The sequence below is a fragment of the Acuticoccus yangtzensis genome (assembly GCF_001927245.1).
GTDB lineage: Bacteria > Pseudomonadota > Alphaproteobacteria > Rhizobiales > Amorphaceae > Acuticoccus > Acuticoccus yangtzensis.
This window is the reverse complement of the sequence record NZ_MJUX01000002.1, coordinates 285232-308856: the sequence shown is the minus strand read 5'-3', so window position 1 is coordinate 308856 and position 23625 is coordinate 285232. Positions and strand designations below refer to the sequence as shown.

The 23625-nt window shown below is 70.2% G+C and carries 21 protein-coding genes; 4 read left to right on the top strand and 17 right to left on the bottom strand.

Annotation, left to right across the window (positions count from 1 at the left end; all coding sequences use genetic code 11):
- Window positions 1-22 precede the first annotated feature (22 nt).
- The 7 genes from uraD to BIX52_RS07565 form a co-directional block, all read right to left on the bottom strand.
- Window positions 23-1495 (bottom strand): 2-oxo-4-hydroxy-4-carboxy-5-ureidoimidazoline decarboxylase, encoded by a 1473-nt coding sequence (uraD, locus tag BIX52_RS22420; protein ID WP_170126408.1) that lies wholly within the window; start codon window positions 1493-1495, stop codon window positions 23-25.
- Window positions 1492-2535: a guanine deaminase gene (locus BIX52_RS07590; RefSeq protein WP_075220436.1), complete on the bottom strand. Its 1044-nt coding sequence runs from the start codon at window positions 2533-2535 to the stop codon at window positions 1492-1494. The genes uraD and BIX52_RS07590 overlap by 4 nt, the downstream gene beginning before the upstream one ends.
- Entirely contained in the window at window positions 2529-3338 is an 810-nt protein-coding gene (gene xdhC, locus BIX52_RS07585; RefSeq protein WP_075220435.1) for a xanthine dehydrogenase accessory protein XdhC, read from the bottom strand. The genes BIX52_RS07590 and xdhC overlap by 7 nt, the downstream gene beginning before the upstream one ends.
- Before the next feature lie 64 nt (window positions 3339-3402).
- A complete protein-coding gene (locus BIX52_RS07580) occupies window positions 3403-4683 on the bottom strand; it encodes a TRAP transporter large permease (protein WP_075220434.1) in 1281 nt (426 codons plus the stop codon).
- Between the two features lie 119 nt (window positions 4684-4802).
- On the bottom strand, window positions 4803-5402 hold the full coding sequence (locus BIX52_RS07575; RefSeq protein ID WP_083660106.1) for a methyltransferase family protein: 600 nt from the start codon (window positions 5400-5402) through the stop codon (window positions 4803-4805).
- 5 nt (window positions 5403-5407) lie between these two features.
- Entirely contained in the window at window positions 5408-5983 is a 576-nt protein-coding gene (locus tag BIX52_RS07570) for a TRAP transporter small permease (RefSeq protein WP_075220433.1), read from the bottom strand.
- A 1106-nt stretch (window positions 5984-7089) separates the two neighbouring features.
- On the bottom strand, window positions 7090-8061 hold the full coding sequence (locus BIX52_RS07565; protein ID WP_075220432.1) for a sialic acid TRAP transporter substrate-binding protein SiaP: 972 nt from the start codon (window positions 8059-8061) through the stop codon (window positions 7090-7092).
- Window positions 8062-8293: 232 nt separating this feature from the next.
- On the opposite strand from BIX52_RS07565, the gene BIX52_RS07560 reads away from it, so the two are divergent.
- Both BIX52_RS07560 and BIX52_RS07555 read left to right on the top strand, forming a co-directional pair.
- The gene (locus BIX52_RS07560) at window positions 8294-9643 is read left to right on the top strand and encodes an esterase-like activity of phytase family protein (RefSeq protein ID WP_075220431.1); all 1350 of its coding nucleotides are present in this window, start codon (window positions 8294-8296) and stop codon (window positions 9641-9643) included.
- A gap of 259 nt (window positions 9644-9902) precedes the next feature.
- Window positions 9903-11219 (top strand): NAD(P)H-dependent oxidoreductase, encoded by a 1317-nt coding sequence (locus tag BIX52_RS07555; RefSeq protein WP_075220430.1) that lies wholly within the window; start codon window positions 9903-9905, stop codon window positions 11217-11219.
- A gap of 132 nt (window positions 11220-11351) precedes the next feature.
- On the opposite strand, the gene BIX52_RS07550 is transcribed toward BIX52_RS07555, so the two are convergent.
- Window positions 11352-12173, bottom strand: a complete 822-nt coding sequence (locus BIX52_RS07550; RefSeq protein WP_075220761.1) for an exodeoxyribonuclease III — start codon at window positions 12171-12173, stop codon at window positions 11352-11354.
- Window positions 12174-12280: 107 nt separating this feature from the next.
- Window positions 12281-13108 (bottom strand): HpcH/HpaI aldolase/citrate lyase family protein, encoded by an 828-nt coding sequence (locus tag BIX52_RS07545; RefSeq protein ID WP_211098159.1) that lies wholly within the window; start codon window positions 13106-13108, stop codon window positions 12281-12283.
- A 99-nt stretch (window positions 13109-13207) separates the two neighbouring features.
- On the opposite strand from BIX52_RS07545, the gene BIX52_RS07540 reads away from it, so the two are divergent.
- Together BIX52_RS07540 and BIX52_RS07535 are read left to right on the top strand one after the other, a co-directional pair.
- A complete protein-coding gene (locus BIX52_RS07540) occupies window positions 13208-14044 on the top strand; it encodes a PfkB family carbohydrate kinase (RefSeq protein ID WP_157956215.1) in 837 nt (278 codons plus the stop codon).
- Entirely contained in the window at window positions 14041-14751 is a 711-nt protein-coding gene (locus BIX52_RS07535; RefSeq protein WP_075220427.1) for a DUF429 domain-containing protein, read from the top strand. The genes BIX52_RS07540 and BIX52_RS07535 overlap by 4 nt, the downstream gene beginning before the upstream one ends.
- Before the next feature lie 188 nt (window positions 14752-14939).
- Here BIX52_RS07535 and glmM read toward each other — a convergent pair whose 3' ends face one another.
- The 8 genes from glmM to BIX52_RS07495 all read right to left on the bottom strand — a co-directional run bounded on the left by glmM (window position 14940) and on the right by BIX52_RS07495 (window position 23616).
- Window positions 14940-16283 carry a phosphoglucosamine mutase gene (gene glmM, locus BIX52_RS07530; RefSeq protein ID WP_075220426.1) on the bottom strand — a complete coding sequence of 448 codons (1344 nt, stop codon included), beginning with the start codon at window positions 16281-16283 and terminating at the stop codon, window positions 14940-14942.
- A 70-nt stretch (window positions 16284-16353) separates the two neighbouring features.
- Entirely contained in the window at window positions 16354-16938 is a 585-nt protein-coding gene (locus tag BIX52_RS07525; protein WP_075220425.1) for a hypothetical protein, read from the bottom strand.
- Window positions 16939-17211: 273 nt separating this feature from the next.
- Complete coding sequence (gene ftsH / locus BIX52_RS07520; RefSeq protein WP_075220424.1) at window positions 17212-19134, bottom strand: ATP-dependent zinc metalloprotease FtsH; 1923 nt, start codon at window positions 19132-19134, stop codon at window positions 17212-17214.
- Window positions 19135-19231: 97 nt separating this feature from the next.
- A complete protein-coding gene (gene tilS, locus BIX52_RS07515; RefSeq protein ID WP_211098158.1) occupies window positions 19232-20452 on the bottom strand; it encodes a tRNA lysidine(34) synthetase TilS in 1221 nt (406 codons plus the stop codon).
- A 123-nt stretch (window positions 20453-20575) separates the two neighbouring features.
- Window positions 20576-21493 (bottom strand): tetratricopeptide repeat protein, encoded by a 918-nt coding sequence (locus tag BIX52_RS07510; protein ID WP_157956214.1) that lies wholly within the window; start codon window positions 21491-21493, stop codon window positions 20576-20578.
- A 60-nt stretch (window positions 21494-21553) separates the two neighbouring features.
- Window positions 21554-22033, bottom strand: a complete 480-nt coding sequence (pal, locus tag BIX52_RS07505; RefSeq protein ID WP_075220421.1) for a peptidoglycan-associated lipoprotein Pal — start codon at window positions 22031-22033, stop codon at window positions 21554-21556.
- Between the two features lie 160 nt (window positions 22034-22193).
- On the bottom strand, window positions 22194-23168 hold the full coding sequence (locus BIX52_RS07500) for an ABC transporter permease (RefSeq protein WP_075220420.1): 975 nt from the start codon (window positions 23166-23168) through the stop codon (window positions 22194-22196).
- Between the two features lie 25 nt (window positions 23169-23193).
- Window positions 23194-23616 carry a VOC family protein gene (locus BIX52_RS07495; protein ID WP_075220419.1) on the bottom strand — a complete coding sequence of 141 codons (423 nt, stop codon included), beginning with the start codon at window positions 23614-23616 and terminating at the stop codon, window positions 23194-23196.
- Window positions 23617-23625: the final 9 nt, after the last annotated feature.

Below are 23625 nucleotides of genomic sequence, written 5' to 3'. Positions count from 1 at the left end.
CGGCTGGTCAGGCTCCCGCTGGTCAGGCCCCTGCGAGGCCGCGCACTTCGGCGAGGATCTGGTCCTCCACCATGATCGGCCCGGCCTTCGCGCGGTTGGCGTGGCGCCGGGCGCCGGGCAGCCGCACGCCGGGCATCTGGCGCAGGCGCGCGACGAACGCAGCGGCCTCGGCCAGCGCGTCCGGCCCGCCGAGCGCCTCGGGCGACAAAGCGAGCACGAAGACCGCGCCCACCGGGACGCCCGCCCCCGCCGCGTCCTCGGCGATGTCGCTGTAGGGCCCGCCGCACAGGCCCGCCAGAAGCTCCACCATCAGCGCGATGGCCGAGCCCTTGTAGCCGCCGAAGGGGAGCTGCGCGCCCGCCAGGATCGCCGCGGCGTCCGTGGTGGGAAGGCCGTCCGGGCCGAGGCCGACACCGTCGCCCACCGGCCGCCCCTCGCGCGCGGCCAGCATGATGTCGCCGCGCGCCATGGTGGAGGTGGCCATGTCGATCGCCACAGGAGGGTCGCCCGGCAGCGCGAAGGCGAGCGGGTTGGTGCCGAACACCGGCTTCGTGCCGCCCGCGGGGGCGAGGTAGGGAAGGTTCGCCGTACACGCGAAGGCGGCGAGGCCCTCGCCCGCCAGCCACTCGGTCTCCGGCCACATCGCCTGAAAATGCGCCACATTGGCGAGCGACAGGACGCCGACGCCCGATGCCTTGGCGAGCGCCGCCAGCTCCGGCAGTGCGATCTGGTAGGCGAGCGGTGCGGCGCAGCGGTTCGCGTCGTAGCGCAGGACCGCCCCTTCGCGAGCGATCAGCTTCGGCACCGCGGCGCCGTCGATCCCGCCCTTGGCGAGCGCCCGCGCATAGGCCGGCACGCGGAAGACGCCGTGCGAGTGCGCGCCGTCCACCTCCGCGGCCACGACAGTCTCGGCGATCGCGGTGGCGCTGGCGGCGCTCGCCCCGCTGCGAGCGAGCGCGGTGCCGACGAGGCGCATCAGGTCGTCCCGCTCCACCGGCGTGCGGGCGACGGGTTTGGGCGCCGTCATCGCGGCGATGCGCAGGGCGGCGATGCGGTGGACCTGGTTCAGCGCGGTGCGAAACTCCGCCTCCGGCGTCCCCTCCACGCGGGTGCGGAAGGCGGCGAGGATCCCGGCCCGGTCCAGCCCGCGCACGGCGATGATGAAGGGAAAGCCGAACCGCTCCACATAACGCGCGTTGAGCGCGGTGAACTCGGCGAACTCCTCGGCGCTGCACTGGTCGAGCCCGGCGCCCGCCTGCTCCTGCGCCGACTCCGGCGTCAACTCGCCGACGCCGAGCTTGCCGGCGAGGTCCGGGTGGGCGCGCAGCAGGGCAAGCTGCGCCTCATGCCCCGCGCGCTCCACCACGCGGGCGAGCACCGGCACCACATCACCCGCCTCGGCAATGCCGCCGTCCCACGCGCGTTCGGCCACCCACGGGCTGTGCTCGTAGACGCCGCCATAGCGGGCGACGAACGCCTCGCGCGCCCCGCTCACGAGAGCGCTCCCGCAGGTGGCCTGCCGCGTTTGGGCACGCCCTCGGCCTCCTCGGCGACCTCCATCATGTCGAAGGTGGTGCCGGCGCCGATGTCGCTGCCGAGCTTCACCCTCACCCCGGCCTTGAGGAGCCGCGCCACGTCGCAGCGGCCGGAGGCGAGGAAGCGGTTCGCGGTCGGACAGTGCGCCACCACCGATCCCGATTCGGCGAGCAGCCCCACCTCGCGGTCGGTCAGGTGGATCGCGTGGGCGAAGATCGCGCCGGGTCCCACGAGGCCGAACATCTCGTAGACGCCGAGATAGTCCGGCGCCTTCGGGAAGAGGCGGCGCACCCACTCCACTTCGGCGGTGTTCTCCGACAGGTGCGTCTGCATCCCGCAGCTCGGGAACTCGTCCCACAGCGCGGCGGCGGCCTCCAGCAGCGCGGGCGTCGACGTCGGCGCGAAGCGCGGCGTGATGGTGTAGGTCAGGCGGGCATTGTCGGCGCCGTGCCACTTCTCGATCAGCGCGCGGCTCTGGTCGTAGGCCTCCTGGGCGGGGGTCAACAGCGGCGAAGGCGCGTTGCGGTCCATCATCACCAGGCCGGCGGACACGCGGATGTTGCGCGTCAACGCCTCCTCGAACAGCGCGTCGACAGAGACGGGGTTCGACGTGCAATAGACCGTCGCCGCCGTGGTGCCGACCGCCTCCAGCGTGTCGAAGAACTCCTTCGCGATCTCGCGCGCGTAGGCCGGATCCTCGAACTTCTGTTCTTCGGGGAAGGTCACCGACTCCAGCCACTCGAGCAGCCCGCCGCCGAAAGTGCCGATGATGCGGGTCTGGCTGTAGTGGATGTGCGAGTCGGTCAGCCCCGGCGTCAGAAGGTCGGAGGAGTCGACGATGGCGGCATCGGGATAGGCCTCGATCATCGCCGTCGCGGTGCCGCAGTCGACCACCTCGCCGTCGTCCGTCACCAGCGCGCCGTTCTCGATCACGGCGAAGGGGTCGGCGCCGGTGATGGTGCCGTCGAAAGGCCGCAGCCGCCCGCGCTCGATCAGCATGGCCGGTCGAGCATGAGAAGTTGCGCGGTGACGGAGGCTGCGATCACGGCGGGCTCCTTGCCTGGAATGTTCAGTCCGATGGGTGAGGTGAGGCGTTGGGTGTCGAGGCCGCGTTCGGCGAGGCGATGCAAGAACGCCGCCTTCTTCGCCGCCGAGCCGATGAGGCCGAGGAAGCCGAAGGGCCGCGCCAGCACCGCCGCGACGATGGCGAGGTCGACGGCGTGGCTGTGCGTCATGACGACGTGGAAGGCGTCGTCCGGCGCGTCCGCCACGGTGGTCTCGGGCGCGGGCGCGCGTCGGCAGGGGACGGGCCCGGCGACGGGCCAGGCGTCCTCGGGCCGCGCGTCGACCCAGGAGAGGCGGAAGGGGAGCGGGGCGAGCGCGCGCACGAGCGCCTGGCCGACATGGCCGGCGCCGTAGACGACGATGGTGCGGGCGGCGGGGTCGGCCAGCACCGGGCCACCCTCGGCGATCGCGAAGGGGCCGTCCGGCGCGGTGTGGAGGCGGCGGAGCGCCAGGGTGAGATGGCCGCCGCAGCTTTCATCGAGCGCGCCGTGAAGCGGGATGTCCAGCACCTCCTGCGTGCGACCGTCCGCCAGCATGGCGCGGGCGGCGGCGATGGTGCGCCGCTCCGCCTCGCCGCCGCCGACCGTCCCGGCGGCGCGTCCGGGCGCGGCGATCAGCCAGTCACCCACCCCGCGCGGGCTGGACCCGGCCTTGGCGGTGATCGCCGCGACGACCACCGGCCCGTCCGCAAGCATCTCCCGCAGCACCTGGAGCGACGCCTCGCCCGTTCCCGTCATCGCTGGTCCATCCCCCGTCCAACGGTAGATCAGGGCGTGAGGGGCGCGGCGTCAACCGATTGCATCACCGATAAAGTAACGTCGGCAGCCACATCGTCACCGCGGGAACGAAGGTGATGAGGATCAGCACCAGCCCGAGCGGGATGAGGAAGGGCGCCGTCGCGGTCACGCATCGCTCGAACGGAACGCCGGAGACGCGGGAGAGGACGTAGAGCACCATGCCGATGGGCGGGGTCAGAAGGCCGAGCATCAGGTTGAGCACCATGATGACGCCGAAGTGCACCGGGTCGACGCCGACCTTCACCGCGATCGGCAGCAGCACGGGCACAAGGATGGTGATGGCCGCCACAGTCTCCATGAAGCAGCCGACGATGAGCAGGATGAGGTTGATGAGGATGAGGATGACGATCGGGTTGTCCGACGCCGACAGGAGCAGGGACGCGAAGTGCTCCGGCACGCGGTTGGACGTCAGCACCCAGGCGAAGATCGATGCGGCGGCGACGATGAAGAGCACCACGGCGGTGGTTTCGATCGTGTCGTAGGAGACGCGCAGGAAGCGCTTGAGGGTGAGGGTGCGGTAGACGATGAGGCCGAGGAAGAGCGCCCAGACGCAGGCGGCGATGGCGGCTTCGGTGGGGGTGAACGCGCCGGTGAGGATGCCGCCGACGATGATGACCGGGGTCATCAGCGACAGGAAAGCGCGCCGGTACGCTGAACCCAACCGGCTGATCGAGAACCGTGCATCGCGCGGATAGTTCCGCACGCGGGCATAATAGAAGACCATCACCATCAACGAGACGGCCATGACGAGGCCGGGAATGAAGCCCGCCGCGAAGAGCTGACCGATGGAGGCGCCCGCGACGACGCCGTAGATGACCATGGGCAGCGAGGGCGGGATGATCGGGCCGATGGTGGACGACGCCGCGGTGACGCCGACGGAGAAGCCGGGGTCGTAGCCCGCGTCGCGCATCGCCTTGATCTCGATGGCGCCGAGGCCGCCCGCGTCCGCCACCGCCGCGCCCGACATGCCCGCGAAGATCACCGACGCGCCGACGTTGACGTGGCCGAGCCCGCCGCGCGCCCAGCCGACGAGCGCCTTGGCGAAGTCGAAGATGCGTTCGGTGATGCCGGCGGTGTTCATCAGGTTGCCGGCGAGGATGAAGAACGGCACCGCCAGCAGCGGGAAGGAGTCGACGCCGTTGATCATGCGGTGGGCGACCACCATGGACGGCACCTGCCCGGTGACGATGATGAAGATCGCCGAGGACCCCGCGAGGGCGATGGCCACGGGAAAGCCGAGCGCGATGGCGCCGAAAAGGACGCCGAAGAGAAGGACGAGGTCCAAGGGGGTCTCCTAAGTCTTGGTTTTGGGCGTGGCCGCGGTCGGCTGCGGGGGGCGTGGGCGTCCGCTCGGCAGCGGCGGCCCGGAGGATGCGGGATCGGGGTGGCGGGTCATCGCGGTGGTCACAGGTAGCGCCGCACGCGGCGGCGATAGTCGGCGTAGGCCGCGCCGAAGAGGCGGCCCAGATAGCGCTCCTCGCGCCGCACGACGCCGAGGTGGATGGCGGCGGCGAGAGGGACGAGGAGGGCGAGCGTGAGGGGGCCGCCGAAGGCGATGCCGGCGCCCGCCTGGACGAGGAAGAAGGCGAGGTAGATCGGGTTGCGCGTGTACGCGAAGATCCCGTCGGTGATGAGCGCCGTGGTGGGGTGCCACGGCTCCACCGCGGTGCCGGTGCGCAGGAACCGCCACAGCGCGGCGATGCCGAGGACGATCGCCGCGGCCGCCAGCGCCCCGCCCGCCGCGAGCCGTGCCGCCGCAGCGCCCTGGAAGGCCAGGTCCGCCGCGTGATCGAGGCCGAGCCCTGCGCCGAGCGTGGCGGCGAGGATCAGCGGCGGCGGGGCGATCACCCCGGCCGTGCCCACGGCGGCGTTATCGCCTGCTGTGGCGGTCGCCGTGCCGCGGGCTTGCGTCGCGCCGCCCGCGGTGCCGGGCGCGGGCGAAGCGCTGCCGTGGGGCGACGCGGTTTGGCGGGGCGAGGTGTCGGGGCGCGGTGGGGCGGCCATGCGGCTCACTCCATCGACGGTGTCGCTTCGTGCAGCGCCGGGTCGATCAGCCGGCTGGTCCCGGCCCTGAGGTGCTGCACCAGCACGATGACGGCATAAAGGGTCATCAGCGCGAAGCAGACCGCGACCCCGTAATAGAGCCAGGACTTCGGCACGTCGATCGACACCATCTTCTGGAAGGTGCGGCCGGCGAGCTGGTAGGTGAACCAGGTGAGCGCGCCGTAGAAGACGACGCCGGTGAGGTCCACGACCGTCTGCATCACCTTGCGGAAGGGCCGCGGGAACCAGCGGTAGAGGATTTCGACCGCGATGTGGCTCGTCTTGCGCACGGCCATGATGGCGCCGATGAAGGTGACGGCGATCAGGAGATAGCGGGCGATCTCCTCGGTCCATCCGAGCGAGTCGTTGAGCACGTAGCGGGTGAAGAACTGCAGGAAGACGACGAAGGCCAGCAGCCAGAAGACGATGAGGACCGGTGCGTCGTCCCATTGCAGGTCTGACAGGCTGATCTCTTCGTCCTGGAAGAGTGTCGCGTCCTGGGGGCGGGGCTCGGGCGAGGTGTCCGTCGGCGCTTGGGTCATCGGGCTCTATCGGCTGGGGCGGGGCGTCCGGGTGTCCCGGCGGGCCCTCGAGGCTGAAGACGGTCGGAGCCCGCGGCGGTGCGGGTGCCCGCGCGGGTCCGGATGGCGCTGGCCGGCCCGTTCGGCGGCCTGCCACGTGTGTGGCCCCTGCACGTGGGACCGCTGAGTGTGGGCCCCGTCTGCATGGGGCCCCCGCGGGTGAGTCCCATTTGCATGGGTCCCCTGCGGATGAGCCCCATTTGCGTGGGGCCCTAGGTGTGTGGTCCCTGCGCGTGGGACCGCTGCGTGAGGGGCCTTATGCATGAGGCCCTTTGTGTGGCCCCTGCACATGGGGCCGCTGAGTTTGGGACCCTCTTGCATGGTGCCCATCTGCGTAAGGCCCCCCTCGTGCGTGGGGTCTTTGCGCGTGCGGCCCTTCCGCATGAGGCGCCAGAACATGAGGCCCGTACGCATGAGGCCGGTATCACATGGCCGGCTCGGAGGACGGCCTATAGCGTGATGCCTGCCGAGGCGGGCGGGTCGCGGTGGCCTCATTTTGGCTAGGCCTGCCCGCTCCACCGCTCCGCCGGCCCGCCGGGATGGGCCGGACCGGGTGGGCAGACCCGAGGATCGATCTTGCCCATCCGCGGCCGCCGCGGTGGACCGGCGCCGCGTGACCAGAGGTCATGCGGCTGCACGGTGCGGAGGCTCCTGCGGGACGCTCCCCGTCATGCCAAGCCGTGCCACTTCATGGGCGGGCGCGGCAGTTCGGGGGGCGTCGATGCCGGGCGGAGCGTTGATGCCCCGCAAGGCCATCTCAGCCTCGCCGCGGCCGTTGCGATTACACCCGACTGAGATCGGCCTGAGCCGCGATCCGGTGGCCGTATACGGATGGCCGCGGGTTCCACGGTTTTGGTCCCGCCGCCGCAGGTCCCCTCGGCTTTGTTCCCAAGGCCGCGGGTCTCTCCCGGTGCCTTTCCCTCCCGGCGCGAGTCCCTCCGTCGCGAGTCCCTCCGGCGCGACCCTCTCCGTCGCGGGTTCCTCCCTCGCGGGTCCGTGGCCGCGCGCGGCCGCCCGGAGGTGCCGCGCCACGGGCCGAAGACCCCGCGTGAGAGGGGCGCCGCGGCTTACTGGATCGCCTGCAGGCGGTCGTAGGTGGCCTGGTCCCAGGTCGCCATGTCGCCGTTGTGCATCTTCTTCGTCGCCTCGATGAAGGGGCCGCGGTCGACCTCGTTCACCGTGACGCCCTCGTTCTTGAACCACTCGACCAGATCGGCCTCGGCCTGGATGATCTGCTCGGTCGCGCAGTCGGAGGTCTCCTTCAGCACCGTCGTCAGCGCCTCCTGGTCCTCCTCGGAGAGCTGGTTCCAGGTCGGCCCGCCGACGATGGTCAGCAGCGCGTCGGTGATGTGGGCAGTCAGGTTGATGTCCTTCTGCACCTCGTAGAACTTCTTGGCCTGAATGGTCGGGAGCGGGTTCTCCTGCGCGTCCACCGTGCCCTGCTGCAGCGCAAGATAGACCTCGGCGAAGGCGATCGGCGTCGGGTTCGCGCCGGTGGCCCGCGGGAACATCATGTAGAGGGGCGCGTTCGGCACGCGGATCTTCAGCCCTTCCATGTCGGCCGGTACCAGGATCGGCTTGTTCGACGTCACATGGCGCGCACCATAATAGGTGAGGGACACGATGTGGTTGCCGGTCGCGTCCGAGTACCCCTGGGCCAGCTCCTTGAAGAGGTCGGAGTTGCGGTAGGCGTCCCAGTGCTCATAGTCGCGGAACATGAAGGGCGAGCCGCCGATGGCGATCGGCCCGTAGGCACGGCCGGCGAAGAGTTGGCCGGTGTAGATGATGTCCACCGTGCCGAGGCCGAGACCCTCGTTGATGTCGACTTCCTTGCCGAGGGAGGAGGCCGGGAAGACCTCGATACCGTAGCGGTTGTCGGTCGCGGCGAGGAGCTTGTCGGACGCGGCGACGGCGCAGGTGTGGTAAGGCTCGCTCGCCTCGTAGACGTGAGCGAATTTCAGCATCGTCTGCGCCGACGCAGCGCCCGAAGACAGCGCAAAAGTCGCCACGGAAGCCGCGAGAATCGTGCGGATCATCATCGTATTGCATCCTCCCTTTAATTGACGGTTGGAACCGTTCTTCGTTGAAGACATTAGGCGTTCCCGCACCTGCGCTCAACCATTTTCGGATGGGTGCCATGCGTGCGGCGCATTCGACGCCGGGGCGAACGTCGCCGCCCGCGTGTGTCAGAGAAACGTCAACAAGACTTCATCCAACCGTCTTGGGCGGACGCTACCTCGCGGGCACCGTTCAACCCTCCGAGGTTTCATCATGCTTCGCATGTCCGTCGCGCTGATTGCGCTCATGACCGCCCCCGTCGTCGCTCAGGCCGATGTCGTCGGCCAGACCTTCCCGGCCACCCTCGCCGGGCATGCGGTCATTGCGCCGAACACCATCATCCCGGCGCCCGAAGACGCGCCGGCCTCGCTGAAGGTGTCCGGCAAATATGCGGCCGGCGCCGCTCGCGTCGACGAGGTCGGCACGATCGAAGGCACCACCGGCGGCTACCACGGCAACCGCGGGACCGGCCTGTCCTTCCCGTTCGAGGGTCAGCCGGCGCAGGGCTTCTCCGGCTTTGCGATGGAGCGTGCGGACGACGGGTCCATCATCGCCCTCACCGACAACGGCTTCGGCTCCAAGGCGAACTCGCCCGACGCGATGCTCTTCTTCCACCTCATCAAGCCGGACTTCGAGACCGGCGAGGTCGCCCGCGAGACGATCTTCCTGAAGGACCCCAACAAGGTGGTGCCCTTCCACATCGTCACCGAGGCCACCGAGGAGCGCTACCTCACCGGCGCCGACTTCGACCTCGAGTCCATCCAGCGCGTCGGCGATTCCCTCTGGATCGGCGAGGAGTTCGGCCCCTACCTCATCGAGGCCGGGATGGACGGTGTCGTGAAGGGCGTCTTCTCGACCATGCTGAACGGCGAAGAGATCCGCTCGCCCGACCATCCGGCCGTGCGCGTTCCGGCGACGGCGGGCACCGACTACCAGTCCCAGCGCTCCGGCGGCTACGAGGGCATGGCGCTTCAGCCCGGCACCGGCCTCCTGTGGGCGATGCTCGAGAAGCCGCTGGAAGGCGCCGAGATCCCCGCGCTCACCGTCATGGCGTTCGATCCCGAAAGCCGTGAGTGGACCGGCGACTCCTTCCTCTTCCCGCTGGCCGAAGGCGCAACCGCCATCGGTGACTTCAACTTCATCGACGAGACCCGCGCCCTCGTCATCGAGCGTGACAATGGCGAAGGCGACCCGTCGCTGAAGTGCGAGGGCGAGGCCACCGCCGAGTGCTTCCCGAACCCCGCCATGGTGAAGCGCATCGTCCTCATCGACACCGCCGACCGTGACGAGAACGGCATCGTGCGCCGCATCGGCCATATCGACCTGATGGACATCGCCGATCCGGACGGCGTCGCGCGGCTTCAGACGGTGGCGGACCGTGACCTGACGGGCAAGTTCACCTTCCCCTTCTTCACCATCGAGGACGTGATGATGGTGGACGACAGCCACATCATCGTCGGCAGCGACAACAACCTGCCCTTCTCCTCGGGCCGTGAGCTGGATGCCCCGGCGGCCAACGAGTTCATCCTCCTGTCGGTGCCGGAACTTCTGTCCGCCCGCTGAGCGATGACCCGCCGCGCCGCACGGTGCGGCGACACGACGACCTGACTTGCGACACCTCATGTCGGTCTCGGCCGGATCTTCGGGTCCGGCCTCCGTTGCCCGTGTGCCGCCGCGGGGCACATGCGCCGCCGGACCGGTCCGACCCCGGTTCGGCGTTTTTCGTGCCCGGCCGGCGCCGCAATTGCGCCTGCGGATAGGTCTGTGCGGCGCGCCGTCGAAGGGATAAGCTTCCGGCAAAATATACGTCCGGAGGAAATCGATGTTTCTTTACCAAAAGCTCCTCGCGCGAGCGCTGGAGCGGCCGGTGCGCGTCTGCCTCATCGGCGCGGGCAAGTTCGGCTCCATGTTCCTCTCCCAAGTGCCGACCACGCCGGGGCTCGACGTCGTCGTCATCGCCGACCTAAAGCCGGACGGTGCGAAGGCCGCCTGCCGCGCCGTGGGCTGGGACCAGAGCTTCGTCGCCGCCACCACATTCACCGACGATACCGCCGCCGCCATCGCCCGCGACGACGTGGACGTCGTCATCGAGGCGACGGGCCATCCGGCCGCGGGCGTCGCCCATGCGCGGGCCGCCTTCCGGTCCGGCAAGCATGTGGTCATGGTCAACGTGGAGGCGGACGTTCTCGCCGGGGCCGCCTTGGCGCGCGAGGCGCGGGCCGCCGGTGTGGTCTACACCATGGCCTATGGCGACCAGCCGGCCATCGCCGCCGAGCTGGTGGAGTGGGCGCGCTGCTGCGGGTTCGAGGTGACCGCCGCCGGCAAGGGCACCAAGCACATGCGGCACTACCACCAGTCGACGCCCGACACGGTTTGGACGCACTACAACATCACCGACGAGGCAGCGCGCGCGGCGGGGATGAACCCTAAGATGTTCAACTCCTTCGTCGACGGTACGAAGTCCGGCCTGGAAATGGCGGCCATCGCCAATGCCTGCGGGCTGGACGTGCCGTCGGACGGGCTGCTCTTCCCGCCCGCCGGCGCCCATGATCTCGCCCACGTGCTGCGCCCGCGCTCCATCGGCGGCGTGCTCGAGAAGGAGGGCATCACCGAGGTCGTCAGCTCCATGGAGGGCGACGGGCGCGCGGTGATGAACGACCTCAGGTGGGGCGTCTACGTCGTCGTGAAGGCGCCGAACGACTATGCCGCCGCCTGCTTCCGCCAATACGGCATGCCGACGGACGCGACCGGCCAATATGCCGGCATGTACCGTCCGTTCCACATGATCGGGCTGGAGCTCAACATGTCGGTGCTGATGGCGGCGCTGGAGGGGAAGGCCACCGGCTCCACCCGCGAATTCCGCGGCGATGCGGTGGCGACCGCCAAGCGCGACCTCGCCGCGGGCGAGACGCTGGACGGTGAGGGCGGCTATTGCGTTTGGGGCAAGCTCGTCCCGGCGGAGCGGTCGCTGAAGATGGGCGCGCTGCCGATCGGCCTCGCCCAGAACGTGACGCTGAAGCGGGCGATCAGCGCGGGCGAGGTCGTCTCGTGGGCGGACGTGTCCTTCCAGGAGGGCGACGCCACCGTGGCCTACCGCCGCGCGATGGAAGACTCGCTGCGCCCCAAGGCCGCCGCCTGAGCGGCCGGGAGGTGGAGGCCGCCGCCTGAGCGGCCGCCCGGTGGAGGCCGCCGCCTGAGCTGCGGGGCCTTAAAGGCCGCCGCCTTCGCGGCAGCGCGCTGGCATACGCCGCCCGAGGTGAAGGGGCGCCGCTCAGGCGGTGCCCGTTTCCGGGGAGGGCGGCGGCGCGATGCGGGCGACGATCGGCACGTGGTCGGACGCCTTCTCCCAGCCGCGCGCCTCGGTCAAAATCGAGGTCGAGACGCGGGACGCCACGTGCGGCGAGGCCCACACATGGTCGAGCCGCCGGCCGCGATTGTTCCCCGGCCACACCGGGTTGCGGTAGCTCCACCAGGTGAACACCTTCTCGGGGATCGGCTTGTCGCGCCGCACGATGTCGACCCACCCCTGCTCGGCACGCACCCGCTCCAGCGCCTCGGTCTCCACCGGCGTGTGGCTGATCACCTTCAGAAGCTGCTTATGGGACCACACGTCGTCCTGGTAAGGCGCGATGTTGAAGTCCCCGGTCAACAGCGACGGCTCGGCCACCTGCGCCTGCCCCCAGGTCAGCATCTCCTCGAGGAAGGCCAGCTTGTGGGCGAACTTCGGGTTGATCGCCACGTCCGGCTCGTCACCGCCAGCGGGGATGTAGAGCGAGTGGAGGCGGATCGGCCCGCCATGGTCCACCACAGCCGAGATGTGACGCGGATGGTCGATCCCGCCGATCACGTCGACCTTCACGTCGAGGATCGGCACCTTGGACAGGATGGCGACGCCGTGGTGACCGCCCGACCCGTTCAGCGCGTTGTACTTGAAGCCGCGCCGCTTCATCGGCTTCATCGGGAAGGAATCGTCGTTGCAGCGGGTTTCCTGCAGCAGCACGACATCCGGCTTCACCATGCGGACCATCTTGGCGAAGAGGTCCATGCGGGCGCGGATGGAGTTGACGTTCCAGGTCACCACCGTGAGCGGCAGCGGGCCTGGGTCCGGCGCAGCGCCGCCGGGCGCCGCCGGTGCCGTCTCCATCCCCGTCCCGATACCGGTCCCGATCCCCGTCTCGGTCTCGTTCGTCTGGTCCGCGCTCACCGGCCCGCCGCCGCGTCGGCCATCGCGAGGACGCGGCGCGCGGCGTCGGCGTGGAGCCGCTCCACCATGCGCCCGTTTAAGGTGGCGACGGAGCGGCCCTCGGCCTCCGCGGCATCCATCGCCGCCACTGTGGCGCGCGCCGCCTCAACCGCCTCGGCCGACGGGGTGAAGACGGCGTTCACCGGGTCCACCTGCGACGGGTGGATCACCGTCTTGCCGGTCATCCCCATCGCCCGGCCGGCCTCCGCCTCGGCGATCAGCCCGGCCTCGTCGCGGAAATCGTTCATCACACCGTCGGCGATGTCGGCCCGCACCGTTCGCCCGGCGAGCACGATGGCCTGCAGCGCGAACGCCAGATTGGCCCGCCCCGGCCCCGGCTCCGCGCCGAGCTCCAGCGCCAGATCGTTGGTGCCGACGATGAGCACCGTCTCCCCCGTCGCCGCCGCGGCTTTGGCGATGGGAAGCGCGTTCCACACGCCCTCGGCGCTCTCCATCATCGGCCACACGGTGCCCACATGGGCGGCGAGCGCGGTCACGTCCTCCGCCGACTTCACCTTGGGCAGCACCACCGGCACGCCGAGCGTCGCCGCCAGCGCCACGTCGTCCGCATGCCACGGCGTGTCGGCACCGTTCACCCTCAGCGCCACCTCTTTGAGGCCCTTCAGCGTTTCGACGGCGGTGCGGGCTGCCTCGCGCGCGCTCTCCTTGCGCTCGGGCGCCACGGCGTCTTCCAAATCGACGATCACCGCGTCCGCCGCCAGCGTCGCCGCCTTCGCCAGCGCCCGCGCATTGTCGGCCGGAATGTAGAGGATCGTTCGGCGCAAGTTTGGCATTTTCTTCTCCGGCCGCGAAAGTTACGGCAGTCCCTGCTAACGTTTCGCCGTCCGCTGAAGCAAGGGGCGGACGAAGCGATGAGGATGTCGATGCCGGGGAAAACGGTGGTGGCCATTTCGTCCACCGTGATGCGCGGGGCCGTGGGCCTCAGACCGATCACCTTCGCGCTGGAGCATCGCGGCGCCTTCGTGTGGACGGTGCCGACCGTGCTGCTGCCGTGGCATCCGGGCCTCGGCCCCTCCACCCGCACCGCGAACCCGGACTTCGCCGGCCATCTCGCCGACCTTGGCACCCACGCGGCCGAGGTGGACGCGGTGCTGACGGGCTACTTCGCCAGCGCCGCCCAGGTGGAGGCGGCGGCGGCGTTCATCGACACCGTGCGCGCCGCCCGGCCGGACGCCGTGGTGCTGGTCGACCCGGTGATGGGCGACGACCGCGGCCGCTATGTGCCCGACGCCATCGCCGAGGCGATCAGGGCGCTGCTGGTACCGCGCGCCGACATCGTCACCCCCAACGCGTTCGAGCTTTCGGACCTCGGCGGCACGGACGACCTCGCCGCCGCCGCCCGCGCGATCGGCGTGCCCCAGGTGGTGGTGACGTCGGCGGTGGCCGAGCCTGGCCGCCTCGGCACCCTGCTGCTCACGGCGGGGGAGGGGGTCCTCGTCACCCACGAGGCGGTAGCGGATGCGCCGCGCGGCACCGGCGATCTCTTTTCCGCGGTCTACCTCTCCTCGGTGCTCGCGAACCCGCCCGCCGAGGCGCTGGCCGATGCCGCCGCCGCGACGCTGGCCGCCGTGCTCGCCTCGACGGGTTCGATGCTCGCCTACTCCAGTGCGGCGGCGGCGATCGCGGCGCCGGACCGTGCCCGCCTCTCGCTCGGCCCGGCGGATCTCGCGGCGGACTTCACGGCAACCCCCGGGGGATGAGCCGAGTCCACGGCGCGGACGGCTGCCGCGGTGGCTGGGCCGTGGTGTCCATCGCTGCGGACGGGCCGCCGGACCCTGTGCTGACCTACGAGGGCGAGCTCGCCAAGCTGATCGCGGGCGGCGAGGTGGTGGCGGTGGACATGCCGATCGGCCTGCCGGAGCGCATTTCCGGGCCGGGACGCCCCGCCGAGCAGGCTGTACGGCCGCTTCTGGGGCCGCGCCAGTCCAGCGTCTTCTCCATGCCGGGGCGCGCTGCGGTCTATGCTGCCGACTACCGCGCGGCGTGCGAGGCGGCGCTCGCCACGTCCGATCCGCCGCGCAAGGTGAGCCGCCAGGGCTTCCACCTCTTCCCGGCCGTGCGCGCGCTCGACGCTCTGGTGACGCCGGAGAACCAGGCGCGCATCTTCGAGGTTCATGCCGAGGTCGCCTTCTGGCGCCTCAACGGCGAGGCGCCGATGCCGACCGCCAAGCGCGTGAAGTCGGTGCCGACGCGCGAGGGGCTGGCCGAGCGGATCGCGCTGCTGGCCGCGCACGGCATCGCCCCGGCACTGTTCGACGCGCGCCCCAAGGGGATGCCGCTGGTGGATGCGGTGGACGCGGCCGCGGTTGCGCTGATCGCCCGCCGCTGTGCGCACGGCGACGCGCGACCCTTCCCCGACCCGCCCGCCATGGACGAGCGCGGCCTCCGCATCGCGATCTGGGCCTGACGCTCGCCGCGGGAGGCGTCCCGCGCCGCCGAGCGGTGCGGCACCCGGTCAGCCGTGGGCGCTGACCGGGCGTCTGCGGACGGTCAGCCGTGGGCGCTGACCACGCGTCCGCTGGCGGTCAGCCGTGGGCGCTGACCAGGCGTTCGCGGGCGGTCAGCCGTGGGCGCTGACCACGCGTTCGCGGGTGGTCAGCCGTGGGCGCTGACCACCAGGGCCAGTTCGTCGACCAGCGTGTCGATCAGCGCGGCGTCGTCGCCCTCGGCCATGATGCGGATGAGCGGCTCCGTGCCGGATGGGCGGATGACGATGCGCCCGCCGGCGCCGAGCCTCGCCTTCGCCCCGTCGATCGCCTCGATCACCGGTTCCGCCTCAAGCGGCTTGCCGCCATTGAAGCGCACGTTCTTCAGGATCTGCGGCACACGCTCGAACCTGTGGCACACCTCGGACACGCGCCGGCCGCTCTCCACTACCACGGCGAGAAGCTCCAGCGCCGCGAGAAGGCCGTCCCCGGTGGTCGTATAGTCGGTCAGGATGATGTGGCCCGACTGCTCGCCGCCGATGTTGAAGCCGCCTTCGCGCATCCGCTCGGCCACGTAGCGGTCGCCGACCTTGGTGCGCTCCATCGCGATGCCGCAGCGGTCGAAATAACGCTGCAGGCCGAGGTTGGACATCACGGTGGAGACGACGGTGTTGTGGGCGAGGCGCCCGCCTTCCTGCCACGAGCGGGCGATCACGGCGAGGAGTTGATCGCCGTCCACCACCTGGCCGTTCTCGTCGATCACGATGACCCGGTCCGCGTCGCCGTCGAGCGCGATGCCGATGTCGGCCCGCACCTCGCGCACCTTGGCGCGGATGGCGTCGAGGCTCGTTGAGCCACAATCGCGGTTGATGTTGGTGCCGTTGGGGGTGACGCCGATGGAGATGACCTCGGCGCCCAGCTCCCACAGAACCGCAGGCGCCACGCGGTAGGCCGCCCCGTTGGCGCAGTCCACCACCACACGCATGCCGTCCAGCGACAAATGCCGCGGGAAGGTGCGCTTGGCGAACTCGACATAGCGGTCGCGCACGGCGTCGAGCCGGGTGGCGCGGCCGATGTCGCCGTTGCGGGAGAGCTGGCGGCTCATGTCGGAGTCCATCAGCTCTTCGATCTCCTGCTCCACCGCGTCGGAGAGCTTGAAGCCGTCGGAGCCGAAGATCTTGATGCCGTTGTCCGCATAACCGTTGTGCGAGGCGGAGATCACGACGCCGATGTCGGCCCGGAGCGAGCGGGTGAGCATGGCGACGGCGGGCGTGGGGATCGGGCCGAGCATGAAGACGTCGGCACCGACCGCGGTAAATCCGGCGCACAGCGCGGTTTCCAGCATATAGCCGGACAAACGCGTGTCCTTGCCGATGACGATGCGCTGGCTGCCTTCGCGGGTGGCAAGTACAAGGCCGGTCGCCATGCCGACGCGCATCGCAATCTCGGGCGTCATGTTGGCGCCGTTGGCGGGCCCTCTTATTCCGTCAGTGCCGAAATATTTACGGGACATTCAATGGCCTCTTCCCACCCATGACGCAACACACTCGTCCTCTAGCGATAAAGCGGGATGACGAGTGGCGTCAATTCTCGGTGACGTTGCGCACGCGGCTGCCGCGCGCGGTGAATCGGATGGCGTCGGCCTCGTCCATCTTGGCGGCGATGGTGCCGATTTGGCGTTCCAGCGCGGCGAGACGGGCGTCGATGGCGGCCGCGTCCGCCGGGCCGGATGCCTCGGCGGCGAGGCGGGTGACTTCTGCGCCGAGTTCCGCCTGCCGGTCGGCGAGGGTGCCCAGCGTGGCGGTCAGCGCGTCCACGGTTCCGGTGAGCGTGGTCAGGCGGCGGTCGATGTCGCCGATCGCGGTCTCGATGCGTCCCGCCTCGGGGGTGCCGAGGCCGAGCGTTTCGCGGATCGGCGTTTCGTAGGTGAGCACGGCGGCGACGACCGCGCCGAGCATGACCGCCTGCGTGGCGAAGCCGACGAGGTACATGATGCGTCTCCAGGTGCGTGAGCCGTGCCGGTGCGCGGTGGCGGCGTCGGGGCGGGCGGGGCCGAAGGTGTCCTGGCGGATGACGATGGGGCGCGGCGGGACGCCGAGCACGCCGTCCCGGCCGTCGGTGCCGGCGTCATGCGGTGCGGGCGCATGCAGCGTGGAGAAGATGGACAAGAGGTGGCCTCGCAACGCGCCCGTTCGCGCGGGCGCCGCCCCGTCTCTTGGGTGATCGGTGCGGGTGGATCAACCCGGCAGACGGCGGGCGGGCGCCTTGCTGCACCGGGTGTGGCTTCGCGGGGACGGTGCGCGGGCGGTGGCGCGCGTGCGGCGGCAGGCAAGAAAGGCCGAAAGAGGGGCGATGAAACGAAAAAGCCGCCCCGGGGGGCGGCTTCGCGTTGCAGTCGGCGCGGTGTGCCCGAGCCGGCGCCAGTCGGTGGTGCTGCCGGATCAGGACGGCTGCGGGGTCCAGCCGCCTTCGTTGGCGGGCGGGCGGGGCTTCGGCGCGCCGGTGGGCGGCACGGTGGAGGCCCGCGGCGGCTCGTCGTCGGCGCTCTCGCGCACAGGGGGCTTGCCCTTCAGAAGATCGCGGATCTCGTCGCCGGTCAGGGTCTCGTACTCGAGCAGGCCCTTGGCGACCGTGTGCAGATCGTCGAGGTTGGTCTTGATGACGGCCATCGCCGTGTCATAGCCCTCGTTGACGAAGCGCTTGATCTCGCTGTCGACCAGCTCCTGGGTCTTCTCCGAAACGGTCTGGCTGCGGGCAACGGAGTGGCCGAGGAAGACCTCGTCCTCGTTCTCCGAGTAGAGCAGCGGGCCGAGCTCGTCCGACATGCCGAACTGGGTGGCCATGGCGCGGGACAGCTTGGTCGCCATCTTGATATCGGCCGAGGCGCCCGACGTCACCTTCTCGTGGCCGAAGATCAGCTCTTCGGCGACACGGCCGCCCATGGCGACGGCGAGGTCCGCCTTGCACTTGGCGCGGGTCAGCGAGATCTGGTCCCGCTCCGGCAGGCGCATCACCATGCCCAGCGCACGGCCGCGCGGGATGATCGTCGCCTTGTGGATCGGGTCCGACGCCGGCATGTGGATCGCCACCAGAGCGTGGCCGGCCTCGTGATAGGCGGTCAGCTTCTTCTCGTCCTCGGTCATGACGAGGGTGCGGCGCTCGGCACCCATCATGACCTTGTCCTTCGCGTCCTCGAACTCCTGATGCGTGACCAGACGCTTGTTACGGCGCGCGGCCAGAAGCGCGGCCTCGTTCACGAGGTTGGCGAGGTCCGCACCGGCGAAGCCCGGCGTGCCGCGGGCGAGCACCTTGAGGTTCACGTCCGGCGCCAGCGGCACCTTGCGCACGTGCACCTTCAGGATCTTCTCGCGGCCGATGAGGTCGGGGTTCGGCACGACGATCTGACGGTCGAAGCGGCCGGGACGCAGCAGGGCGGGGTCCAGAACGTCCGGCCGGTTGGTGGCGGCGATGAGGATGATGCCCTCGTTCGCCTCGAAACCGTCCATCTCGACCAGGAGCTGGTTCAGGGTCTGCTCGCGCTCGTCGTTACCGCCGCCGAGACCGGCGCCACGGTGACGGCCGACCGCGTCGATCTCGTCGATGAAGATGATGCAGGGGGCGTTCTTCTTGGCCTGCTCGAACATGTCGCGCACGCGGGAGGCGCCGACGCCGACGAACATCTCGACGAAGTCCGAACCCGAGATGGAGAAGAAGGGGACGTTGGCTTCACCTGCGATGGCGCGGGCGAGCAGCGTCTTACCCGTGCCCGGAGGACCGACGAGGAGCACGCCGCGCGGGATCTTGCCGCCGAGCTTCTGGAAGCGCGAGGGATCCTTCAGGAAGTCGACGATCTCCTGCAAGTCTTCCTTCGCCTCGTCCACGCCGGCGACGTCCTCGAACAGGACGCGGCCGTGCTCCTGGGTGAGCATCTTGGCCTTCGACTTGCCGAAGCCCATCGCTTTGCCGGCGCCGCCACCCTGCATCTGGCGCATCAGGAACAGCCAGATGCCGAGGATCAGCAGCATCGGGAACCAGGTGGCGAGGATGCCCCAGATCGAGATGCCGTCGTTCGGCGGCTCGGCACGGATGGTCACGCCCTGGGCGTCCAGCGTGTCGATATAGTTGTTGGCCCCCTCCGGCGCGTAGGTGGAGAAGCGGCCGCCGGAATTGTACGTGCCCGAAATATCGCGCTGCTGAATGGTCACCGCGCGGACGTTGCCTTGGCGGACCTCAGTCAAAAACTGGGAGAAGGAGATGTCAGCCGTGTTGCTGCGCTGTCCAGGGTTTTGAAAAAGCTGGAACAACGCGATCAACAACAGTGCGATCACGACCCACAGTGCGAAATTGCGGAAATGGTTGCTCATGTCATACCTTGCTTGGCGCCCATCGCTGGGCACGCGCCGGGGTGAGTGGCCCACCGGAAGATCGGTTCAACATAGGAACTCCGGAGCCGGGTGCCAACTACTGACCCGTTATGTAACGCAGTGGACCAAACCGCGCAGCCTCGCGCAAGGGTTCTACAACCACAGAGAGCTGCGGCCAATCGCGGCGCCTCACTCCGATCAGCGGATAGGCCGCGAGCCCGGACGCATCGAACAGGGCGGGCATGGTCTCGGCGGCGGCGGGAATGTCGGCCGGGCACACCCAGCGCCGCGCTGCGGGACCGGCGGCCGCGACCCGCACCGGCGCTCCGTCCTGCGCGGCGGTGACGCGGTAGCGCCCGTCGAACTCCGCCGTAGCGCCGGGTGCGAGGGTGACGGGGACGATGCCGCGCCGCTCACGCCAGATCTGCGCCGCGCGAGCGTTGGACCGGACCACGACGCGGCCGAGCGTCGTCGTGCCGCCGGCGGCGATCACGCGGTCGGCCTCTGCCAAGGTGGCGAAGGCGGGCGGCGCAGCGCTGCCGCCGGTGACGGCGACGGCGTGGGCGAGGGCACGAAGCCGCACCTCCTCGTGGGCGGCGCACCAGAGCGCGCGGTCGACGGCGAGGCCCCCGGTGCGCGCCGTGCGGACGCAGCGTTGCAGCAGCGCTTCCGCCTCGCCGTCGACGAAGGCGGAGGCGCGGGCGAGGTGGGCGGCCGCGGCGGCGAGGCTTTCCGGCGTCAACCCCGCGGTGGCGAGGGGCGCGGCGAGGCGACGCATGGCGATGCGCTCATAAGCGGGATCCGCGTTGGACGGATCGTCCGTCCAGGTGACGCCGCGGGCGTGGAGCATCTGCCTGAGCGCCTCGCGCCTCAGCGACAGGAGCGGGCGGACGATGCGTACGCCGTGGTGGCGGGTGTCGGGCCGCATGGCGCCGAGGCCGCGCAGCCCGCTGCCCCGCGCCAGACGCATCAGCAGCGTTTCGGCCTGATCGTCCATGGTGTGGCCGGTGGCGACGGCGGCGAGGCCGTGCGCCGCGGCCGCCTCCGCGAAGAGGCCGTAGCGCGCCTCACGGGCCCATGCCTGCACCGAGCCGCGGGGCGTGCCCGTCACGCGCAGGATAATGCACGGCCGCCCGAGGCGCGCGGCAAGTGCTGCGACGGCCGCACACTCGGCCGCCGCCTCCGCGCGCAGCCCGTGGTCGACGGTGAGGAGGGTGAAGTCGCGGGTAGGGCGCGCCTCGGTCAGCAGCAGCGCAAGAGCGACGGAATCGCTGCCGCCGGAGACGGCGAGGCCGATCGGACCGTCGATGCGGTCCACGAGGTCGAGATCGAGCGCGGCGAGGTCGGGCGCGGGACAAGCCGTCCCTGCTTCAACCGCCGGGCCTGTGCAACGGGCCGGGCCTGCGGGATGGTCGGCCATGCCGGCGGGCCGGCCGGGCCGTCAGGCGCAGTTGGCGGCGCGCCGTTCGGCCTCCGCCTGGGCCCTCAAGCTGCCGGACACGTTCGGATAGGCGCCGAAGAACTCCTCGAGCGAGGAGCAGGCGGCCTCGCGCTCGCCCAGCCCGTTCAGCGCGGTGCCGAGCTTCAGCAGGCTGTCCGGTGCGCGGGCGCCGTTGGGGTCGGCCGTATAATTCTCGAGAAATTGGTTCGCGGCGGCACGATAGTCCCGCTGGGCGAGCAGCGCCTCGCCGAGGAGGTAGCGCGCCTCACCCGCGACCGCTCCGGTCGGATTGTCGGTCAGAACGGTGCGGGCGGCATCGGCGGCCATGGCATAACGGCCGGAGACTTGCAGGTTGCGCACATTGTCGAGCGCGGAATTCGACGTCGGCGCGGCATTCTGCGCCGCCGGCGAGGACGGCGACGGAGCCGGGGTTCCGGACAGGTCGCCGTTCAGCGCCGACAGGTCCACCGGCCCGTTGGACGCACCTTGGTTGAAGGTGTGGTTGGTCGCAGGGGCCGCCCCGCCACCGACCGGAAGCTGGCCGAGATCGCGCGGCGGTGCGCCGACACCCGGCGCCGGTTGAACCGCACCGCGCTGCTGGGCGCCGGCCGGCACCGTCCCGCCGGACTGCTCCAACAGGGACTGCAGCCGCCGCACGGTGAAGGTCAGCTCCTCCACCTGGCCGGTCAGCATCCGCACCTGGGATTCAAGCTGCTGCAGGCGCAGCTCGGCATCCGCACCGGCGGGCTCGTTCTGGTTGTTCCCGCCGCCGAAAATGCCCGGCAGGAAGCGGTTCTGCACCATGGTGACCGACGGCGCGGCCTCCGGCGCGGGAACGGCGCGCGGCAGAGCCAGCACAGTGTTCGCGAGCATGGGGGTCGCGAGCACGGCGATCGCAACGGTCAGGATAAGGCGCATGGGCATCTCCATCATGACGTGAGGGGCGCTTATAACGCGCCCCTGCCATGGTGAATATGGTTAACCGCCCAGAACCGTCACGGCGCGGCGGTTCTGGTTCCAGCACGACTCCGCGTCGCACACCGCAACCGGACGCTCCTTGCCGAACGACAGGGTGCGCAGACGGCTCGCCGGGACACCGCGGCTGACGAGGTAGCTGCGCGCCGCCTCGGCACGGCGGGCCGACAGGGCGATGTTGTACTCGCGGGTGCCGCGCTCGTCGGCATGGCCCTCGACGGTGATCTGGTACTGCGGATAACGCTGCAGCCAGGCGGCCTGCCGGTCCAGCGTGCCCGCGGCTTGTGCGTTGATCGCCGAGGAGTCGACCGTGAAGAACACGCGGTCGCCCACGTTCACCGCGAAGTCCTGCGGCGAGCCGGGGGTGGCGGCGCCGGCCGCGCCGGTGTTCGCCGGCTTCTGGGCGCACCCTGCCACGGCAAGGGCGATCACCATGGCGCCCGCGCCCTTGGCAAACCAACGCCTGGTTCGGAACTCAGTCATTCACGCGACTCCGACGCAATTCGTTCAATTGTGGATTACCAAGTTACCATTAACGGATTCTTGGCGGAACGCATCCGTTTTGCAGGTCATGCGCCGGGCCCGCTATACGCACGGCTGCGGGTCATCTTCAAGCGGCATTTTTGTGCGCCGCGAAACCGCCTTACCGCTCCTTCACATAAGGCACGCCGAGCGCTCGCGGCGGGATCGCCCGACCGAAAAATCCGGCCAGCAGGATCACCGTCAGCACGTAGGGCGCGATGAGGATCACCTCGATCGGGATCTGGCCCACGACGGGCAGCGACACGCCCGAAAGCCGCGCCGCCGAGCTTTCCAGAACGCCGAAAAGAAGACAGGCGAACAGCGTCGGCACCGGCCGCCATTTGCCGAAGATCAGGGCCGCGAGGGCGATGTAGCCCTTGCCCGCGCTCATTTCGCGCACGAAACCGCCGCCGTGTGCGGTCGAAAGATAAGCCCCGGCAATGCCGCACAAGACCCCGGTGATGATCACCGCGCGGTAGCGCAGCCACGTGACCGAATAGCCCGCGCTGTCGACCGCCTCGGGCGCCTCGCCGGCCGCACGCAGGCGCAGGCCGAAGCTGGTCGCGAAGAGCACGATCGACGCGAGCGGCACGGCGGCGAGTGCGGCATAGACGAGGATATTGTGGCCGGACAGAAGCTCGGCGTAGAGCGGGCCGAGGACGGGAATGTCCGCCACCTGGTCGGCGAAGGGCAGCGTGATCGGCCGGAACCGCTCGGCCCGGTCCAGCGGCGGCGTCTGTCCGCCCATGGTGAAGAGGGCGATGCCGATCACCACCGTCAACCCCGAGGCGAGGATGTTGATGGCGACGCCCGACACGATGTGGTCGCCCCGGTGGGTGATGCAGGCGAAACCATGCACCAGCGCCAGGGCGACGGAGGCGAAGATCGCCGCGCCGAGCCCCGCCCAGGGCGATCCGGTGAGGCTTGCCACCGCCGCCGCGGCGAAGGCGCCCATCAGGAGCTTGCCTTCGAGGCCGATGTCCACCACCCCGGCGCGCTCGGAAAACATCCCCGCCATGGCGCAGAAGATCAGCGGCGTCGCCAGCCTCAACGTGCTGGCGAGGATCTGCATGGCGTCGATCCACGCTTCGGTCATGCCGTATCCTCCGCGAGCGCCCGCGTCACAGGTCGAAGCTCACGCGGCCGTCTTCGGCGATGGTGATGCCGGGCATGAAGGCGATCTCCCAGGCGTGATCGTCGGGGTCGGCGACGTAGCCGCGCAGGCCGCCGTGGGGCGGCGCCGAGGCCGGCTGCAGCAGGCGGCCCCCTGCGGCGATCAGCGCGTCTATCACCGGCGCCACCGGCTCGGCGGTGGCGACATTGTGGGCGAGCGCGAAGGCCGCGGGGCCAGAAAATCCGGGCCGGTTCATGTCGGCGGCGAGGGAGTCCTTCAGGAAGGTGCCGAGGATGACACCGTTCATCTGGTAGAAGACGATCTCTTCGTTCTGGAACACCGGCGCCCAGCCGAACCCGTCCTGGTAGAAGCGGGCGGAGCGGGCGAGATCCGCGACGCCCAACGTGATGACCGAGATCTGCTGCTGCATGGTGCGCCT

What these genes read in the sequence shown, in the direction of transcription:
- BIX52_RS07590 (WP_075220436.1), bottom strand. Translation starts at nt 2,535, where the DNA reads ATGCTGATCGAGCGCGGGCGGCTGCGGCCTTTCGACGGCACCATCACC.
- xdhC (WP_075220435.1), bottom strand. Translation starts at nt 3,338, where the DNA reads ATGACGGGAACGGGCGAGGCGTCGCTCCAGGTGCTGCGGGAGATGCTT.
- BIX52_RS07575 (WP_083660106.1), bottom strand. Translation starts at nt 5,402, where the DNA reads ATGGCCGCCCCACCGCGCCCCGACACCTCGCCCCGCCAAACCGCGTCG.
- BIX52_RS07570 (WP_075220433.1), bottom strand. Translation starts at nt 5,983, where the DNA reads ATGACCCAAGCGCCGACGGACACCTCGCCCGAGCCCCGCCCCCAGGAC.
- BIX52_RS07565 (WP_075220432.1), bottom strand. Translation starts at nt 8,061, where the DNA reads ATGATGATCCGCACGATTCTCGCGGCTTCCGTGGCGACTTTTGCGCTG.
- BIX52_RS07560 (WP_075220431.1), top strand. Translation starts at nt 8,294, where the DNA reads ATGCTTCGCATGTCCGTCGCGCTGATTGCGCTCATGACCGCCCCCGTC.
- BIX52_RS07555 (WP_075220430.1), top strand. Translation starts at nt 9,903, where the DNA reads ATGTTTCTTTACCAAAAGCTCCTCGCGCGAGCGCTGGAGCGGCCGGTG.
- BIX52_RS07540 (WP_157956215.1), top strand. Translation starts at nt 13,208, where the DNA reads ATGCCGGGGAAAACGGTGGTGGCCATTTCGTCCACCGTGATGCGCGGG.
- BIX52_RS07535 (WP_075220427.1), top strand. Translation starts at nt 14,041, where the DNA reads ATGAGCCGAGTCCACGGCGCGGACGGCTGCCGCGGTGGCTGGGCCGTG.
- glmM (WP_075220426.1), bottom strand. Translation starts at nt 16,283, where the DNA reads ATGTCCCGTAAATATTTCGGCACTGACGGAATAAGAGGGCCCGCCAAC.
- ftsH (WP_075220424.1), bottom strand. Translation starts at nt 19,134, where the DNA reads ATGAGCAACCATTTCCGCAATTTCGCACTGTGGGTCGTGATCGCACTG.
- BIX52_RS07510 (WP_157956214.1), bottom strand. Translation starts at nt 21,493, where the DNA reads ATGCGCCTTATCCTGACCGTTGCGATCGCCGTGCTCGCGACCCCCATG.
- pal (WP_075220421.1), bottom strand. Translation starts at nt 22,033, where the DNA reads ATGACTGAGTTCCGAACCAGGCGTTGGTTTGCCAAGGGCGCGGGCGCC.
- BIX52_RS07500 (WP_075220420.1), bottom strand. Translation starts at nt 23,168, where the DNA reads ATGACCGAAGCGTGGATCGACGCCATGCAGATCCTCGCCAGCACGTTG.
- BIX52_RS07495 (WP_075220419.1), bottom strand. Translation starts at nt 23,616, where the DNA reads ATGCAGCAGCAGATCTCGGTCATCACGTTGGGCGTCGCGGATCTCGCC.